The following is a 15,349-nucleotide window of genomic DNA, read 5'->3' as shown; positions in this document are numbered from 1 at the left end:
AGACGCGGATCATGCCACCGCCCGCCAGACCCTCGACATGACGGGTCGCTTCCGGATGCGTGACGACGTGGAGCGTGCGCGCTGGTACGAACCTTTCTTGAGGGGCACCAGGAAGCACTCGGGTGGAGCTCAGGGCAGTCGCGACCGGAGCTTCGCCAGCGCGCGCAGCACCGCTGCACGGTTCTTGCCCGACTTGATCCAGGCGGGGAGCCTGCTTGCGATGGTGCCGTTGAACGGACCGGTCTCCCGCACGCCGGCGGCGACGTACGCCTCCATGAAGCGCAGGTGCTGCTCGTTCACCGCCCACAACGACTTGCCGCGGAAGTCGGTCTCCAGCCAGAGCCGCGGCCAGCGGTGCCGCTGCGGCGCGGTCCACGGGGGTCCGGCGGCCGCTGCTCGGGACCAGCCGCAGCCGCGGCAGCACAGCGACTCGAACCGCAGATCGGTCCGATACGAGCCCACGTGGCGATTGCACTCGGGGCACATGACGACCTGAAAGGGCTGCACGGGCTTCGCCTTGGGCTTGCGCGGCAACCCGTCCGCGTAAGCGCACGACCCGCACGTCACCCGGCCTTCACGGCGGATCGCCATGCGGTCGCATCGCGGGCAGTGCACGAGTGAATGATCGAAACCGCCCAGGTACGTGACGGGCTGATCCGCCTCGACGAATCTCGCCAGGTCGCGTCCCATGGCCGGTCTCCTTCTCGGTCTGCGGGAGTGATCGTAGCGATCGAGACGGATTGCTGTCGCCTCGGTTTCATTCGCACCGGGCGCGCACCCGCAGAGGACCTAGCGTCGCCGCGTGCGAGGTCCCCGCACGGACGGACCCGGTTCGCGGCCCGCGGAAGGGAAGAAGACGGCGAAACACCCGATGCCGGCCGCAGGAGGAGTCCGCGGGAGGACCGCATTGCCCGACTCCGCGCCGGTGCGGCGGCTGCGGAGGAGTACTGGTGCCGGTTCGCGGTTCAGTGCTCGGTAGGGAAGCGGGGGCCGGCTTCCCGCTGGGCGGCGAGCCAGGTCTCCACCTCGCCTGCGGCTCGAGGCAGGGCCGCTGAGAGGTTCCGGCAGCCGTCCGCGGTGACGTGCACATCGTCCTCGATGCGGATGCCGATCCCGCGCAGTTCTTCGGGGACGAGCTCGTCGTTGGGCTGGAAGTACAGACCCGGCTCCACGGTGAGCACGTGGTTCTCCTCGACGGTGCCGTTTCGGGCCCGATCAAGCCATGAGGCACCGCAGTCGTGGACGTCGATGCCGAGCATGTGGCCGAATCCGTGCAGCGTCCAGCGGCGGTATCGCAGGGAATCGGTCGCGGACGCTCCTCCGGCGGCGCGAGGCAGCAGGCCCAGGTCTTGGAGGCCCTCTGCAAGGACCTCCATGCACGCCTCGCGAATGGCGAGTACTTTCACACCGGGTTCGATCGCGTCCATGCCCGCCTGCTGGGCGGTGAGGACGATCTCGTAGACCTCCCGCTGCACGGGAGTGAAGGATCCGCTGACCGGAAGGGTGCGGGTTATGTCGGCGGTGTAGAGGTTGCGGCCCTCGACTCCCATGTCCATGAGGACGAGGTCCCCCGGTGCTGCGCGCCCGGTGTTGGCCGTCCAATGGACGGTCGTCGCGTTGGCGCCGGCGGCGACGACCGAGTCGTAACCGACGCCGTTGCCTTCGACACGGGCCCGGGTGCCGAAGACCCCCTCGAGCAGCCGCTCGGAGACCGTGCCGCTCGAGGGAAGCAGACGGGCGACGTCTTCGAATCCCCGCACGGTGGCGTCGATCGCCTCCTGCAGCTGCTCAAGCTCCCAAGCGTCCTTCGTCAGGCGCAGGTCCGCGAGCGTCCACGCCAGACGGCCGTCGCGGCTCTCCCCTTCGGCGGGCGCGTCGAGAGGGAAGCGGGCGTCGATCTCGGCGTCTCGACCGCGGAGGACGCGCACCCGCCGGCGTGCGAGGCCGTTGAGGGCGCTCTCGAGTGCTTCGCGGTCGCGGCATTCGACGCCGAGCGCCGTCTCCGTCTCCGCCAAGGTCTGCTTGCGGCCGACCCACAGCTCGCCGAATCGGGGCGAGGCATAGTGCTCGTCGGAGTCGACGCCATGGCTCGGGCGCCGGTACAGCACGGCGTCGTGGCCCGAAGCGCGCGGATGGAGCACCAGCACGCCTTCAGGGGCGAGATCGCCGGTGAGCCATGCGAAGTCGGAGCCCGCGCGAAATCGGTGATGCGTGTCGTTGGCGCGGACCTGCTCCTGACCGGTCGGCACCACGATCGTCTCACCGGGGAAGGCCGCCGACAGGGCCTCGCGGCGCCGGGCGTGGTAGCGCGCCTGCCGCAGTTCCGTCACTGGGCCTCTGGCCCGGCTCCAGCCGGTGCGCATGAAGTCGCGGAAGTCCTGTCCGGGGTCGTTCTGCTGGGGACGTACGGTCATCAGTGGTCCTTGTCTGCGAGGAGGGGGGTGCTTCGGGCCTCGGCGCTCGGTGCCGCCGCCCGGCCGCGGGGCGGGCCGGGAGGACTCGGCCCGTCCTCCGCGGCGCTGCGGGCGGCGGCCGCGGGGTCAGCCGTTGGCCAGGGCGTTCAGCAGGTGCCGCCTGGCACGCGCCTTCCGGAGGTAGTCCATGGACTCCTGGAACGCCATGCGCTCCACTTCAGACATATCCGGGTGCCAGATGTCGAAGAGCAGCACGACGCGCTCGTCGTCGTCCTCGTTCACGGCCTCATGCTCGAAGGTGTCGTCGAAGACGAGCAGTTCGTGGTCCTTCCAGGCCCGCCATTCGTCGGCGACGCGGAAGCGCGCGCCTTCGTTGGGTTTGATCACCAGGTGAACCCGCAGATGCGCGTTGGTGTAGCCCGTGTGCGGCTCGATCCTGCTCCCCGGCTCCAGCGTCGAGAAGAACACCATGCCGCAGGGTTGCTCGGCGACGCGACGGAGCGACGCGACGGCGACCGGGAACGAGTCGGCGAGAGCCTGCCGCTGGCCGAGGTGGTAGAGCTGGACGGTGGTCCATCTGCCGGAGGCGCGGAGCCGCCCGCCGTCCTTGCGGCGCTGGAGCGCCTCGGATCGCGCCAGTCGCGACGCGACCGCGAAGTACTCCTCGCGGATCGCCTCGGCTGCAGCGAGAATCCCCGCAGCCCAAGGAAACGACTCGGGGTTCCACCACGGTTGCGCCTTCAGGCCGGGTACGGGACAGGTCGGGTCCGGGGAAGTGGACGGGACGTCGGGGTGGTCGCCTCGTTCAAGGGCCTCCAGGCCGGCGAGCACCCGCTCGACCTCGGAGGGTGCGACGCCCTTTCCCGTCGTCCACTCCCGCAGGTGTTGGGCCGCTCCGGCTTGTTCTTCTCGCATCGGTGATCATCCCTCCGAGACCAGCGCTTGCAGCAGCCTGCGCGCGCGTCCCTGGTTCGACTGCGCCTTGTTCGTGACGAATCCGGTGAAGGTCAGCCGCGGCTCCGCCTGCCACTGGTCCTCCACGCGCTTGATCGTGTGGGCCGTTCCCGCCCTGAGGAATACGACCCGGTTCGGCACGGGGGCGATGAGCGTCATCGTGCTGCGGCTTCGGCTGACGAACTCGGGGATCGAGAGCGTCCCGTCGGGACCGGTCCGATCGGACTGGTCGGCGGCCTTGTCGAGCACCACCAGCTCACCACCCCAGTCGCCTCCCCATTCGGGGTGCAGGAAGCACACGAACTCGCCGATCCGGCCGCCTCCCGCGTCGTTGTGCCAACCGAGCGCAGAGCCCCGCGGGTATCGCCACACTGCGCCGGTGACCATGCTGCTCTCCTCGGCCGCCCAAGGGACTTCCGGCATCGCGAACGCCTGGAAGACGGTCCGGAGGTGCACCGGCGCGTCGTCCGCGTCGGTGGCGAAGCCGACCGTGGAGCTGCGCCAGGCCTTGCCGTCGGTCGCGTCGATCACCGAGTCGCGCATCTCGACGGAGATGGACGTGGCCCATTCCCGGGCGAATCGGAGCTCGTCGTCGTCGAAGAAGTCGTCGAAGACGACGAACCGGTCGCCGACCGACGTGATCTGCCTGTTCATTGGTCACCTTTCTCGAAATCGTGCGTACTGCCCGCGACCTGGTCCCACCAGCGCGCCGGGACGTCGATCTCGGGCGAGGCGAGGAACCGGTCGCTGAACTCGTGGCCCCAGCGGGTGTTCACCCTGATCACCAGTTCGGTGAGGGCCAGCGAGTCGACGCCCGCGTCCTGGAGGGAGCAGCGTGCGAACTCGCCGACGGGCATGTCGGCGAGCTCGGGCCGGTCGGCCGCGAGACTGCGCTGCATGAATGCCATGAAGTCCTCGTATTCGATGCCGTTCAAGCGGTCGCCGCCTTTCGAGCGTGCCGGGGAGGGCCCGGGTCGTGGTTCGCGGCGAAGAGCTTCGCCAGCTCGACCTTGCCCTCGTCGTTGCGCGGGAAGCGTGGGATCGTGCGGATCGCCGCGCCGCCGATGACCGCGCCGCCCGCGTCGCGGAGGCGCGCCTCGTCGACCTCGGACAGGGGCCCGCCTTCGAGGAGCAGGGACAGGGTCCCGGTGTCGCCGCTCGGTTCGAGGAGCCGCCAGTCGCGGTCCATCGTCTTCAGTGCGTCGGCGAGACGCGCGAGGGCCTGCGTCCGGTCCCGGGTGCGCATCGTCCTGGTCATCCGCGCGACGTGCTCGAGCTGGCCGTCGTCGCCGCGGCGCACCAGGTCGGGGAAGTCCCAGACGCGCGTGCGGGAGGGACTCCCGACGTATCCGAGCACCTCGTGCGGGAACCGCACCTTCAATTGGAACGGTTCGGTGCCGATCGGCGCGTCCAGCAGTTCGGCGCCCGGCACGGGGGCGCCGATGCCGCGGGGGCCCGCGAGGACGCCGCCGGTCTCGGTCGAGCCGAATCCCAGCACGATCCCGTTCCCCCAGCGCCGTTCCAGGACGCCGCGGAGCCGCGGGTCGAGGGCGCCGGCAGCGCAGAAGACGGTGTCGGCCTGCACTTCCCGGGCCGCGAGCGCCTCGTTGAGGACGCGCAGTGTGGCGGGCGTGCCCGCAAGGACGCCGATGCGGTCGCCGAACCCCCTCAGCCGGTTGGCGCGGATCGGGTCGGCGTGCCACACGTCCCGGCCGGCGAGCAGCGCGCTGAGCGTGATGCCGATGCCGAGCGAGTGCTGGAGGCGGACGCAGTGCACCAGTGGATGCGCCCCGGCGCCCCAGACCGCAGCGTAGGCGCGCGACTCCCACTCGAAGGACGCGTGCGAGCGCATCGCCAGCCGCGGCGTACCGCTCGACCCCGAGGTGGCCTGCACCAGGGCGCAGTCCTCCGGGAGGTCCCACTCGGCGGTGACCGCCTCGGGCACGAGGCGGCTCCCCGGGGCGCCCTTCCCCCAAGGGGTCTGGCCCGCGGGCACGCCCGACAGCAGCGACACGGCGCCACGCTCCCAGGCGGCCGCCATGACGCCGATGGTCGAGACGGCGTCCGGCTCGTCGACGGCGACGACCCGGCCCCGCAGGTCGCCGGGGCCGCTGAACGCCGGGCTCCTGCGGAAGCCGGCGGCCAGGCCGGCGACCTCGACGCCGTTGAGGCGGGCGCGAGAGTCCATGAGTCCGGCGAGCAGCTGCGGTGTCGTCACCGCGACCTCCGGCGCCCGGGACCTCATCGCGCGGCGGCCGGGGCGGTCGCCCGGCGGGCCGAGGAGCCGACCCAGACCGAGCCGGCGCGCCTCGCCCCGTTGCGGGCGAGGACGCGGCTGACGTGCTCGGTCTTCACCACATACCGCTGCTTGCCGTAGATCAGGTACTCGCCCTGGTGGTCGCCGGTGAAGTTGATCGTCATCACGTTGGCTCCCGCGGCGATGCCGGCTCCCTGGCCTCCGCTCGCGTTCTTCTCCAGGGCGCTCACCGAGGGGATGAGGGCATGGGGGTGCTCGAGCCTGGTCAGGGCCAGGAAGTTCAGGGCGTCGTCGACGTTCCCGGGCGGCACGTCGGCCATCGGGGTGTCGGGGGCCGGGACGAACGGGCTCACGCTGATCATGTCGGGGTCCATCGACCGCAGGAATACGAGCTCGTCGGCGAGGGACTCGTAGTCCTGCCCGGGCAGCCCCGAGATGATGCCCGTGCCCATGCGGAAGCCCGCGTCTCTGGCGAGGTACCACTCCTGGATGCGCTGCGACAGCTTCTCGAACCTGGTCTCGGCGTGCAGGAGGTCGGAGCTGGTCTCGTGCTTGAGGATGTAGGTCGTCGCGCCGGCCTCGCGCAGCCGCCGGTAGCTCTGGTACCCGAGCGATCCGAGGTTCAGGATCACCTCGACGGCGCCGTCGAAGTGAGCGACGATCCGGGGGAGCGCCTCGAGGACGACGGCCGCGGCCTTGGGGGTCTCCCCCGCCTGGAGCAGGATCACGTTGATCCCGGCGTCCTTGATGTGCCCGGCGCGCTCCAGGATCTCGGAGGCCGACATGAAGAAGCTCGAGTTGTCGCGGTTGTTGTCGCGGCGCATCGGGCAGTAGGTGCAGTTCACCCGGCACACGTTGCCGGTCTCGATCACGCCCCGGAGCACGACGTCGTCGCCGTACACCCGCTTCTTGACGTTCAGTGCGGCGGCGTGCAACTCCCGCTGCTCCTCGCCGCGGGCGCGCAGCGCGGCCAGCAGCTCCTCACGGGACAGCCGCAGCGGCGCCGGGGTGCCGGGATGCGCTGCGGGCGCGGTCGTCTCTGGGGTCATGTGCGGTCCTCAATCCATTGACGTAGTCGGTGTGCGGTCGGGCTCGGTTCGGCCAGTCCGAGCTGCCCGAAGCTGTGCCCGGCGTCGGGTACGGCCCAGTAGTCGACCGACGCCCCCGACCGCTCGAGTGCTTTCGCGCATTCGTTCGCGAGTGCCGGCGGGATCTTCCTGTCCGCCGTGCCGTGGATGAAGAGCACGGCCCCCTTGAACCCGCTCGGCGGCGTATAGGGCTCCCCGAGGAGCTGCATCATGCTGTGGCATCCGGCGATGCAGACGACCGCCCGAGTGCATGCCGGGGAGGCCTGGAGCACCCGCATCGCGGTGATGGCGCCCATCGAGAACCCGAGGATCACTTTGTCCCGGCCCGCTCGAACCAGTGCTTCGATGTCCCAGCAGGGCAGGCGGTAGGCGGCGGCGCCGAGCCCTGCGTAGTGGATCTTGTCCAGCGGCTCGGGGTCCTTGCAGGCGCTCGGGATCTGCCAGGAGGAGAGGTCGGAGGCGATGTGGCGCAGCTGGTCCCGGAAGCGCTCGGCCGACCCGCCGGCGCCGTGGAGAGCGAGGACTCCCGTCATGGCGCCTCCGGTGCGACGGCGCCGTGGAGGACCGTGCAGCGGTTCATCCGCTTCGCGCCGCGGCCGAGGAGGTCCAGCGTGGCCGGGATGTCGCTGGCCGGCACGGGCAGTTCGACGAACGGGGTCGCGGCGAGTTCGCTCCAAGGCAGGGCGATCGCCTCGCCGAACGGGACCGGGCCCGGGAGGCCGTCCGGACCAGATGGTCCGAAAAGGATGGTCGTCGACCGGTCGACCAGCCAGTCGAGGCGCGGCGCATCGGGCAGGTCGATCGTCCCGGACGCGCCCCGGAGCCGGCCGCCCGGCCGGGGCGAGGCGGGGAGGCGGAAGCGGTGCAGGGGCGTCGGATCGGTTCTGGCTCCGAGCAGCTCGGCGATCTTGCGCTCGCGCCCGGCGGTCTCCACCCAGACGTGCGACCCGTGGATCCCTCGCTTCCTCGCCTCGCCGAGCAGATACCGCGCGAGCGTATAGGCGGTCGCGAAACCCGTGCTCTGGAACGTGAAGACGCCCCGTAGGTAGAGGCGGCCGTGGCCGATCAGCGCGCGGTGCGCCGCCATCACCGACTCGCCGTCGGCGATGACGGCCCACAGGAAGTCGTCCGGGCGCCGCGTTTCCTCCAGGACGTCGTGCCGGGGAGCCAGACGGTCGTGGACGACCGCGGCGGCCCTGTCCCCGGCGCTCAGGATGCGGAGTTCCACCATCAGGCCACCGTGAGCCGCATCTGCCGCTTGCGGGCGACGGAGAACTTCGGCTTGACCGTGTTCCGCCGCTTGAGCCCGTGCTTCGCCGCCGTGATGTTCAGCATCAGCTCAGTCGTGAGGAACCGCGAGTCGAGGTGGTCGAAGATCCACTGAAACACCTGCGGGTCCATCTCCATGAACGTCGGTTCCAGCAGTTCCGCGGTGGTCGCCCCGGTCTGCCGGCCCATGGCGGTCTCGGGCAGGACCCGATAGCCGACGTTCAGCGCCAGTTCGTTGTCGCGCAGGTGGTCGTTGACGAACGCCATCGTGTTCGCGACGGTCTGCTCCGACTCGAAGGGCCCGCCGATGACCAGGCTGACGCGCGGGTTGAGCGCATGGGCGCGGCAGGAATCGAGGAAGCGACGGACGTGGCGCACGTCGAAGGACTTTCCGATCTCGTTCATCATCGCCGGATCGAGCGAGTCCGGTGACACGATCACGGTGTCGTTCCCGCTGCCCGACAACAGCTCGGCGAACTCGTCGTCGAAGGGCTTGGGCGTGAAGTACGCGGACCACTGCAGCCCTGGGAGTGCCTCGGCCTTGACGGCCGCGACCACTTGCTTCGCGAACCGGAGCTCGGCGTTGAAGATGCCGTCGGTGAAGAAGATCCTCCGGAAACCCGCATCGTAGATCCCGCGGATCTCCTCGATCAGCGACGGGATGGCCCTGCACGTCCCGCCGTCGTCCTGGGTGATGTGGGCGTACGGGCAGTACGTGCAGCCCTGGTAGCAGCTCTTGCGCCGGGTCTCCACCCCGATCATCGCCGAGGGGTCCCTGGCGGTGTAGACCTCCATGAGTTCCGGCGAGTACTGCATGACGCGAGTCTCGAACCTCGGGTCCGGAGCCCCGGTCATCACGCGGGACGGCGAGCCCGCGTGCGCGCCGACGTCGGCGCAGATGCGGGACATGAGCGTCTCCCCCGGCCCGACGACGCCGATCGACAGCCGCATGGCCTCGGTCAGTTCGGCCGCGAAGAGGCTGAACCCGGGGCCGCCGCCGACCCATAGAATGTCGGCGCCGTCGGCCGCGTCCTGGAGGTTCCTGGTGTATTCGAGGTAATGGGGAACGTGGCTCTCGCAGGCGATGTCGATCGGATCGATGTTCCGTATCGTCAGACCGACCACGTCCCAGCCTGTGCGGATCCAGGCGTGGTCCGTCTGGAGGTCGGGGCGCTGGCAGAAGTCGATGATCTCGACTTCGTGCCCGTCCGATTGCAGCACCTGCCGGATCCGCTCGATTCCGAGGGGGAATATGGGTTGGTTGCCGGGCATTCGAAGGCTTGCCAGATTCACCAGGGCGACGCGCGCCATGTCACTCCTAAAGAGAGGATATCTGGAGCGCCGCCCGTTGCGGCCACGCCCCAGATACCGAACGTTAACGCCGGTGAGGCCGAAAGGCCCTCGGCGCGATTGCTCCGGTCGTGCCCGTGCTCGCTACCAGATGTCGCAGGAAGGCGCCGAGAGGCTCATCAGGAAATCCGAGTCGACGCGCGAGAACAGGGCCTCGGACGCCTTGTCGAACCGCTCGGGCTGGGTACGCATGTACGCCTCCAGGGCCTCCTTGTGGAGCACGATCCCGGACGCCTTGAGCGTTTCCTTCGGGTTGTTGGCGAGCGCCGCTCGGAACGACTCGTCGTAGCCGAGTCGACCGATCAGCGCGTCCATCGCCGCGGCCACGGCCTCGACCTTCTCCGCTTGCTCGACGGGGTTGGATTCGTATGCCAGATCGCTCATCTGCGCATCTCCTGTTCTTCGAGAAGTGTTCTACAAGGGCCAGTACGAGGACTTTGCAGCCCGACCCGACACCCAACGTATGCATCGCGGATCACTCGCGGCTCACTCGAGCCTCATTCGCGGCTCACACGCCGTCCCGAGCGGCGCACCTCGAGTCGACGAGTGCCACTCGGTTGCGGTGTGAGACTCGAGGATCGGCGTGGGCTCTGCTGGCGCCTCATGTCACTCCTGGCAAGGAGATACCTGGGGCGCCGCCCGTTGCGGCCGCGCCCCAGACACCGAACGTCAATCCGGAAGGCGCCTAGACGCACCTCTCTCCGGCCGTGTCCCGCACCCGTTAAAAGGCATCGCAGGAAGGCGCCGAGAGGCTCATCAGGAAATCCGAGTCGACGCGCGAGAACAGGGCCTCGGACGCTTTCTCGAATCGCTCGGGCTGGATGCGGATGTACGCCTCCAGGGCCTCCTTCTGCAGCACGATCCCGGACGCCTTGAGCGTTTCCTTCGGGTTGTTGGCGAGCGCCGCTCGGAACGACTCGTCATAGCCGAGTCGACCGATCAGCGCGTCCATCGCCGTCGCCACGGCATCGACCTTCTCCGCTTGCTCGGTAGGGTGGACTTCGTAGGCCAGATTGCTCATCTGCGCATCTCCTGTTCTTCGAGGGCCGGTACGAGGGCTTTGCAGCCCGACCCGACACCCAACGTATGGATCGACGCTCTCTCGCGGTTCGCATTCTTCTCTCGAGGGGCTCACATTCCGCCACCGAGCGGCGCACCGAGAGCTCACGAGCGTCGCTCAGTCACTTCCTTCCCAGGGGAATGCGCTCTCGGTCTTCATGGTCCATCCAGGACATTGGTACGGAGCATGACCGAGGGTAGGCTTCGGGCCCATGCACCCCATTCCCCCGCCGACGGCTCGGCGTCTTCTCGTCGACCACGCGCGGCCCCATGCTCGCCGCATCGCAATCGGCGTCCTGATGTACCTCTCCGCGGGGGCGCTCTCGATGTCGCAGCTGTGGATGCTCGGCCGGATCATCGACGAGGGCATCATCGCGCGCGATGCACGCGCCTTCGCGTTCTGGCTGGCGCTCATGCTGTTCGCCGTGATCGTGCAACCTCTCTTCTGGTCGGTGGGCTTCCGGCTGTTCGTCGGCGCCGAGGCCGAGAACCAGCGCGCGATGCTCCGGCGTCTCACCGACCACCTCAACACGGCCGCCACCGGGGTCCGAGGGCGCATTTCGGCCGGGGAGCTGGTGAACCTCTCGAGCGAGGACACCCGCAAAGCGGCCGGATCGGTCTCCGAGATCGGATTCTTCTTCAACAACTTCGCGATGTTCATCGTCGGCTCGGTCCTGGTCTGGTCGATCCACCCGCTGCTGGGCATCGTCGTCATCGCCGGAAGCGCCCTCACCGCCCTCGTCATCGGGCCGCTCCTGGGCAGGCTCCAGCGCCGCCAGGCCGACTACCGGAAGATGATCGGCGATCTCACCGCCCACGCCGCCGACATCGTAGGCGGCCTGCGGGTACTGCGCGGCATCGGCGGCGACCTGCTGTTCGCCGACCGATACCGTGAACGGTCGGCCGCACTGCAGCGCACCGGGTACCGGGTGGCGAACTCGATCTCGTGGATCCACGCACTGCAGTACTCGCTGCCGATCGTGTTCGTCGCGGCGATCACCTGGACCGGCGCCCTCCTGGCTGCGGACCGGACCATCACCATCGGCGGCCTGGCCTCGGCGTTCAGTTTCGCGACCGTGTTCATCGCGGTTTCCGGAGGTCTGATCGGCACTGCGAGCGTCCTGGTGGCCTCCCGGGTGGCGGCCGGGCGCATCGCCCGGTTCCTCGCGATCGAGACCGATGTGGACGACGGCGGCACCGTGCGGGGCGCGGGCGGCGAACTGAGCGACCCGGATACGGGGCTGGTCGTCCCGCCCGGCGGCCTCACCGTGGTCGTCACCGCCGAGACTGCCTGCGCCCTCGAAGCCTGCGAGCGGCTGGCTCGCTACCGCGACTCCGAGGCGGCCTGGGGCACGAAGCCCCTAAGCGCGTATGCCCTCGACGAGGTGCGCGAGCGGATCATGTTGCTGACCGACGAGGACCACCTGTTCGCCGGGACGCTGCGAACCACACTGCGGGCCGAGCCGAACGAGGCGCTCGCAGCGATCGAGACCGCATGCGCGCATGACGTCTACACCGGATTGGGCGCCACGCTGGAGGCGCACGTCGCCGAAGGCGGACGGAACCTCTCGGGCGGGCAGCGCCAGCGGCTGCGCCTCGCCCGCGCGCTCGCGGCCGGGCCGGAGGTGCTGCTGGCCGTGGAGCCGACCTCGGCGGTGGACTCGCATACTGAGTCGCTCATCGCCGAACGGGTCGCCGCGACACGCGCCATGAAATCCACTCTGGTCGTCACGACCTCGCCCCTATGGCTCGCGCGTGCCGACCGCGTGGCGTGGATGGCCGAGGGCAAGGTCCACGCCACCGGAACCCACGCCGAGCTGGTGGCGGACCCGGCCTACCGGACCCTCACATCGCACGGCGCCGACTGATCGCCCGCAAGCTTCTTCAAGAGGAGGAAGGCGCATGAGCGCCATCGAGATCCAGAACCGACTGCCGGTCGCGAGCCCTGCGGAGGTCCGGCGGGCCCTCATGCGGCTGTTCGCCGCCGACAAGGGACGGGCCGTCCAGATCCTCGTGCTGTACGTGCTCGCAGCCGCACTCAGCGTCGCGGTGCCGGTCCTCCTGGGCCACGTCGTCGATGGGATCAGGGCGGGCTGGACCGTCGGACGCATCAACCTGGTGTGCGGTCTCATCGTCGTATGCGTCGCGGTCCAGTTCGTGCTCAGCCGGCTCGGGCGCCGCGCAGGCTACCGGTTCGGCGAGCGCGCCGCCGCTCGGCTGCGAGAAGGCGTCGTCGGCCGAGTGCTCGGGCTGCCGCTCGACCGGGTCGAGCAGGCCGGACGCGGCGACCTCGGCACTCGGACCGCCTCCGACGTCAACACCGTCGCGGACCTGCTGCGCTATAGCGGGCCGACGATCGCCACCGCGTTCATCGAGGTCATCGCCCTGTATGTGGCCACGTTCGCGGTCGACCCGCTGCTGGGCCTGTGCTCGCTGCTGACGCTGCCGCTCCTGCTGCTGACGGCCCGCCGGTACCTGCGCCGCGCCGGCGAGATGTTCCGGGGAGAGCGCGCGGCCATGAGCGAAGCGGCCGAGACGCTCACCGCGTCGGGCACGGGCGCCAGGACCGTCGCAGCCCTCGCGCTCCAGCAGGAGCGACGCTCGATGGGGTACCGACGCGCCGAGACGATGTACGAGTGGTTCATGCGGGTGCTGGGGCTGCAGAACGAGTTCTTCCTGGCCCTGCTGTGGCTCAACCGGATCCAGTTGGTGCTCGTCATCGCGGCCGCCGGCTGGTGGGCCCTCCAAGGCGGGATGAGCCTGGGCACGGCGGTCGCGGCGATCACCTTGACCGTCCGCATCGCCAACCCGACCAACACGGTCATGGCGCAGCTCAACGGGTTCCAGCAGGGGACGGCGGCGCTGGCACGCATCGAGGGGGTCAATCGCGTCGCGACCGCACGGCGGGAGGCCGTGCCGAACGGGACGGAGGTGCGACTGGACGCGGTGACATTCGGCTACGACGGCGGCCCGGACGTGCTGCACGGGCTGAACCTCCACCCGGCGCCCGGGGAGCGGCTGGCCGTGGTCGGGCCCTCGGGGGCCGGGAAGTCCACGATCGCGCGGCTGCTGGCGGGCATCGACCGACCCCGCACGGGATCGGCGACGTTCGGCGGCGTCCCGGTGTGCGACATCGGAGTCGAGGAACTCCGCCGCCACGTCGTGCTGGTGACGCAGGAGCACTACGTGTTCGCCGCGACGTTGCGGGACAATCTGATGCTCGCCGCCCCCGAGGCGGGAGACGCGCTTCTGGAGGCCGCGCTGCGGCGCGTGGACGCGGAGTGGGCCCTGACCGAAGGGCTCGACACGATGCTCGGCGACGAGCATCGCAGGTTGAGCACCGCCGAGGCGCAGCAGATCGCTCTGGCGCGAGTCGTCGTGGCCGACCCCGACGTCGTGATCCTCGACGAGGCCACGGCCGGCATCGACCCGGCCAGGGCGGGGAAGGTGGAGTCGGCGCTGGCGGCCGCCCTGGAAGGCCGCACCGTCATCACGATCGCTCACCAGCTCCAGGCGGCGCGTTCGGCGGACCGGATCGCGGTCGTCGAGGCCGGCCGCATCGCCGAGGAGGGCACGCACGAAGATCTTCTTGCCGCGAACGGGGTGTACGCGGGACTCTGGCGCGCGTGGCAGGGAAACCGAGCGCGGCACTTTGCCGGTTGAAGGCGAAGCGGAACGCCGCATGTCGAAGAAGGCGGGGACCCGGCCTTCTCCGGCCCGAGTGAAGTGCCGTTCTTCGCGCGGGGTCAGGCGCCCTTGAGACCTGTCCCTGCCTCGATGACCTTGAGCGGCAAGTCAAGGACGCAGGGGGAACCGAGGTCCTGAACAGTGCTGAGGGTCGGTCCCACCCTGCCGGCGCTTGAACGGGCCGTCGTCGAAGCGGGCGGTGCCTCGGATCATCACACTGAACTGGAGATCGGTGGCCGCCCCGATGGTCACCTCCACGCAGGCGGGTGGACTCCCCCGCACCTTCCACGCGCTGCCGAACCCGCGAAGACCACAGCGCCCGGGCCGGAGCCTGGACCACCGGACCATGAGGACGAAAATAAGCGGTCATCAACCCGATGACCGCTTGCAGGCTCAATGCCTGATGTTGCTGGGGTACCTGGACTCGAACCAAGAACAACTGAACCAGAATCAGCCGTGTTGCCAATTACACCATACCCCAATGGCGTGTCCGCGCTTCAAAGCTTGCCGCGCCGACGGGATGTAACTGTACCGGATGCGCCCGCGCCCCTCCAAACGGGTTCCCGTGACGGAGGCAACGCCGGAGGAGGGACGCGGGCCGGGCCGGTTCAGGTCGCCGCCGGGGCGGGTTCGGGGGTGGTCCGGCGCAGACCGGTGCGCAGATAGGCGACGGCGATGACGGTGAAGGCCACCAGGATGAGCAGGTCGGCGAGGTGCGCGATCGGTTCGCTGCGCGTGACGCGGCTCAGCGGGAAGCACACCCCCGAGAGGACGAGGAGGCCGCCGAGCCACCGAGGGGCGAGTCGGGACCAGGCCAGCGCGATGCCGAGCGCGCACAGGCCCAGCGGGAAGGCCGGGCCCGGGAGCCACAGCACGAGCGCGGAGGCCGCCGGGTGCTCGGCGGCGGCGTCGAGGGAGCCGGTCTTGGAGACGCCGTAGAGCCCTTCGAAGAAGCCCTGGAAGCTGAAGGCCATGCCGCCCAGGAATCCGGCGAGGGCGAGCACGATGCCGACGCCGCCGAACCACGGCCGCCAGGCGGCGACGCGTTCCCAGAGGCCGAGGAGGCCGTAGATCCAGGCGACGGTGCTGAACGCGAGGAGGACGCTCGCGGTGACGCCGTAGCGGTCGCCTTCCCAGAAGAACGTGGCGACGGCCGCGAGCAGGGGGCCCGCGACGAGGGAGAGGGTGTGCAGGTATCTGATCATGTAGACAGCCTATATGTAGGCGAGCTACATATCAAGCCCGTCTACCTATCGGCGCGTAAGCTGGAC

At 69.7% G+C, this 15,349-nt stretch carries 15 protein-coding genes and 1 tRNA gene; 2 read left to right on the top strand and 14 right to left on the bottom strand.

Annotation, left to right across the window (positions count from 1 at the left end):
* Positions 1-129: 129 nt before the first annotated feature.
* The 12 genes from K3N28_RS20775 to K3N28_RS20720 form a co-directional block, all read right to left on the bottom strand.
* Positions 130-690, bottom strand: coding sequence for a hypothetical protein (locus K3N28_RS20775; protein WP_228094680.1), 561 nt, complete (start codon positions 688-690; stop codon positions 130-132).
* A 275-nt stretch (positions 691-965) separates the two neighbouring features.
* Complete coding sequence (locus K3N28_RS20770; protein ID WP_228094679.1) at positions 966-2,414, bottom strand: aminopeptidase P family protein; 1,449 nt, start codon at positions 2,412-2,414, stop codon at positions 966-968.
* A gap of 126 nt (positions 2,415-2,540) precedes the next feature.
* Complete coding sequence (locus tag K3N28_RS20765; protein ID WP_228094678.1) at positions 2,541-3,329, bottom strand: aspartyl/asparaginyl beta-hydroxylase domain-containing protein; 789 nt, start codon at positions 3,327-3,329, stop codon at positions 2,541-2,543.
* 6 nt (positions 3,330-3,335) lie between these two features.
* Positions 3,336-4,022 carry a 2OG-Fe(II) oxygenase gene (locus K3N28_RS20760; protein WP_228094677.1) on the bottom strand — a complete coding sequence of 229 codons (687 nt, stop codon included), beginning with the start codon at positions 4,020-4,022 and terminating at the stop codon, positions 3,336-3,338.
* Positions 4,019-4,303 (bottom strand): hypothetical protein, encoded by a 285-nt coding sequence (locus K3N28_RS20755; RefSeq protein ID WP_228094676.1) that lies wholly within the window; start codon positions 4,301-4,303, stop codon positions 4,019-4,021. The genes K3N28_RS20760 and K3N28_RS20755 overlap by 4 nt, the downstream gene beginning before the upstream one ends.
* Complete coding sequence (locus K3N28_RS20750; protein ID WP_228094675.1) at positions 4,300-5,586, bottom strand: AMP-binding protein; 1,287 nt, start codon at positions 5,584-5,586, stop codon at positions 4,300-4,302. The genes K3N28_RS20755 and K3N28_RS20750 overlap by 4 nt, the downstream gene beginning before the upstream one ends.
* A gap of 23 nt (positions 5,587-5,609) precedes the next feature.
* Positions 5,610-6,674, bottom strand: coding sequence for a radical SAM protein (locus K3N28_RS20745; protein ID WP_228094674.1), 1,065 nt, complete (start codon positions 6,672-6,674; stop codon positions 5,610-5,612).
* Positions 6,671-7,246, bottom strand: a complete 576-nt coding sequence (locus K3N28_RS20740) for an alpha/beta hydrolase (protein ID WP_228094673.1) — start codon at positions 7,244-7,246, stop codon at positions 6,671-6,673. The genes K3N28_RS20745 and K3N28_RS20740 overlap by 4 nt, the downstream gene beginning before the upstream one ends.
* Positions 7,243-7,944 carry a hypothetical protein gene (locus K3N28_RS20735; protein ID WP_228094672.1) on the bottom strand — a complete coding sequence of 234 codons (702 nt, stop codon included), beginning with the start codon at positions 7,942-7,944 and terminating at the stop codon, positions 7,243-7,245. Before K3N28_RS20735 ends, K3N28_RS20740 begins: the two co-directional genes overlap by 4 nt.
* Entirely contained in the window at positions 7,944-9,254 is a 1,311-nt protein-coding gene (locus K3N28_RS20730) for a B12-binding domain-containing radical SAM protein (protein ID WP_228094671.1), read from the bottom strand. The genes K3N28_RS20735 and K3N28_RS20730 overlap by 1 nt, the downstream gene beginning before the upstream one ends.
* A gap of 162 nt (positions 9,255-9,416) precedes the next feature.
* Positions 9,417-9,716, bottom strand: coding sequence for an Os1348 family NHLP clan protein (locus K3N28_RS20725; protein WP_228094670.1), 300 nt, complete (start codon positions 9,714-9,716; stop codon positions 9,417-9,419).
* Between the two features lie 337 nt (positions 9,717-10,053).
* The gene (locus K3N28_RS20720; protein WP_228094669.1) at positions 10,054-10,353 is read right to left on the bottom strand and encodes an Os1348 family NHLP clan protein; all 300 of its coding nucleotides are present in this window, start codon (positions 10,351-10,353) and stop codon (positions 10,054-10,056) included.
* A 250-nt stretch (positions 10,354-10,603) separates the two neighbouring features.
* Here K3N28_RS20720 and K3N28_RS20715 point away from each other — a divergent pair, with 250 nt between their 5' ends.
* Positions 10,604-12,259 carry an ABC transporter ATP-binding protein gene (locus K3N28_RS20715; RefSeq protein ID WP_228094668.1) on the top strand — a complete coding sequence of 552 codons (1,656 nt, stop codon included), beginning with the start codon at positions 10,604-10,606 and terminating at the stop codon, positions 12,257-12,259.
* Between the two features lie 34 nt (positions 12,260-12,293).
* The gene (locus K3N28_RS20710; RefSeq protein WP_228094667.1) at positions 12,294-14,054 is read left to right on the top strand and encodes an ABC transporter ATP-binding protein; all 1,761 of its coding nucleotides are present in this window, start codon (positions 12,294-12,296) and stop codon (positions 14,052-14,054) included.
* Between the two features lie 433 nt (positions 14,055-14,487).
* Here K3N28_RS20710 and K3N28_RS20705 read toward each other — a convergent pair.
* A tRNA-Gln gene (locus K3N28_RS20705) sits at positions 14,488-14,559 on the bottom strand.
* 127 nt (positions 14,560-14,686) lie between these two features.
* Positions 14,687-15,283 (bottom strand): hypothetical protein, encoded by a 597-nt coding sequence (locus K3N28_RS20700; protein ID WP_228094666.1) that lies wholly within the window; start codon positions 15,281-15,283, stop codon positions 14,687-14,689.
* Positions 15,284-15,349: the final 66 nt, after the last annotated feature.

The organism is Glycomyces sp. TRM65418 (genome assembly GCF_019710475.1).
Taxonomy (GTDB): domain Bacteria; phylum Actinomycetota; class Actinomycetes; order Mycobacteriales; family Micromonosporaceae; genus Glycomyces.
This window is presented reverse-complemented; position numbering and strand designations above follow the sequence as displayed.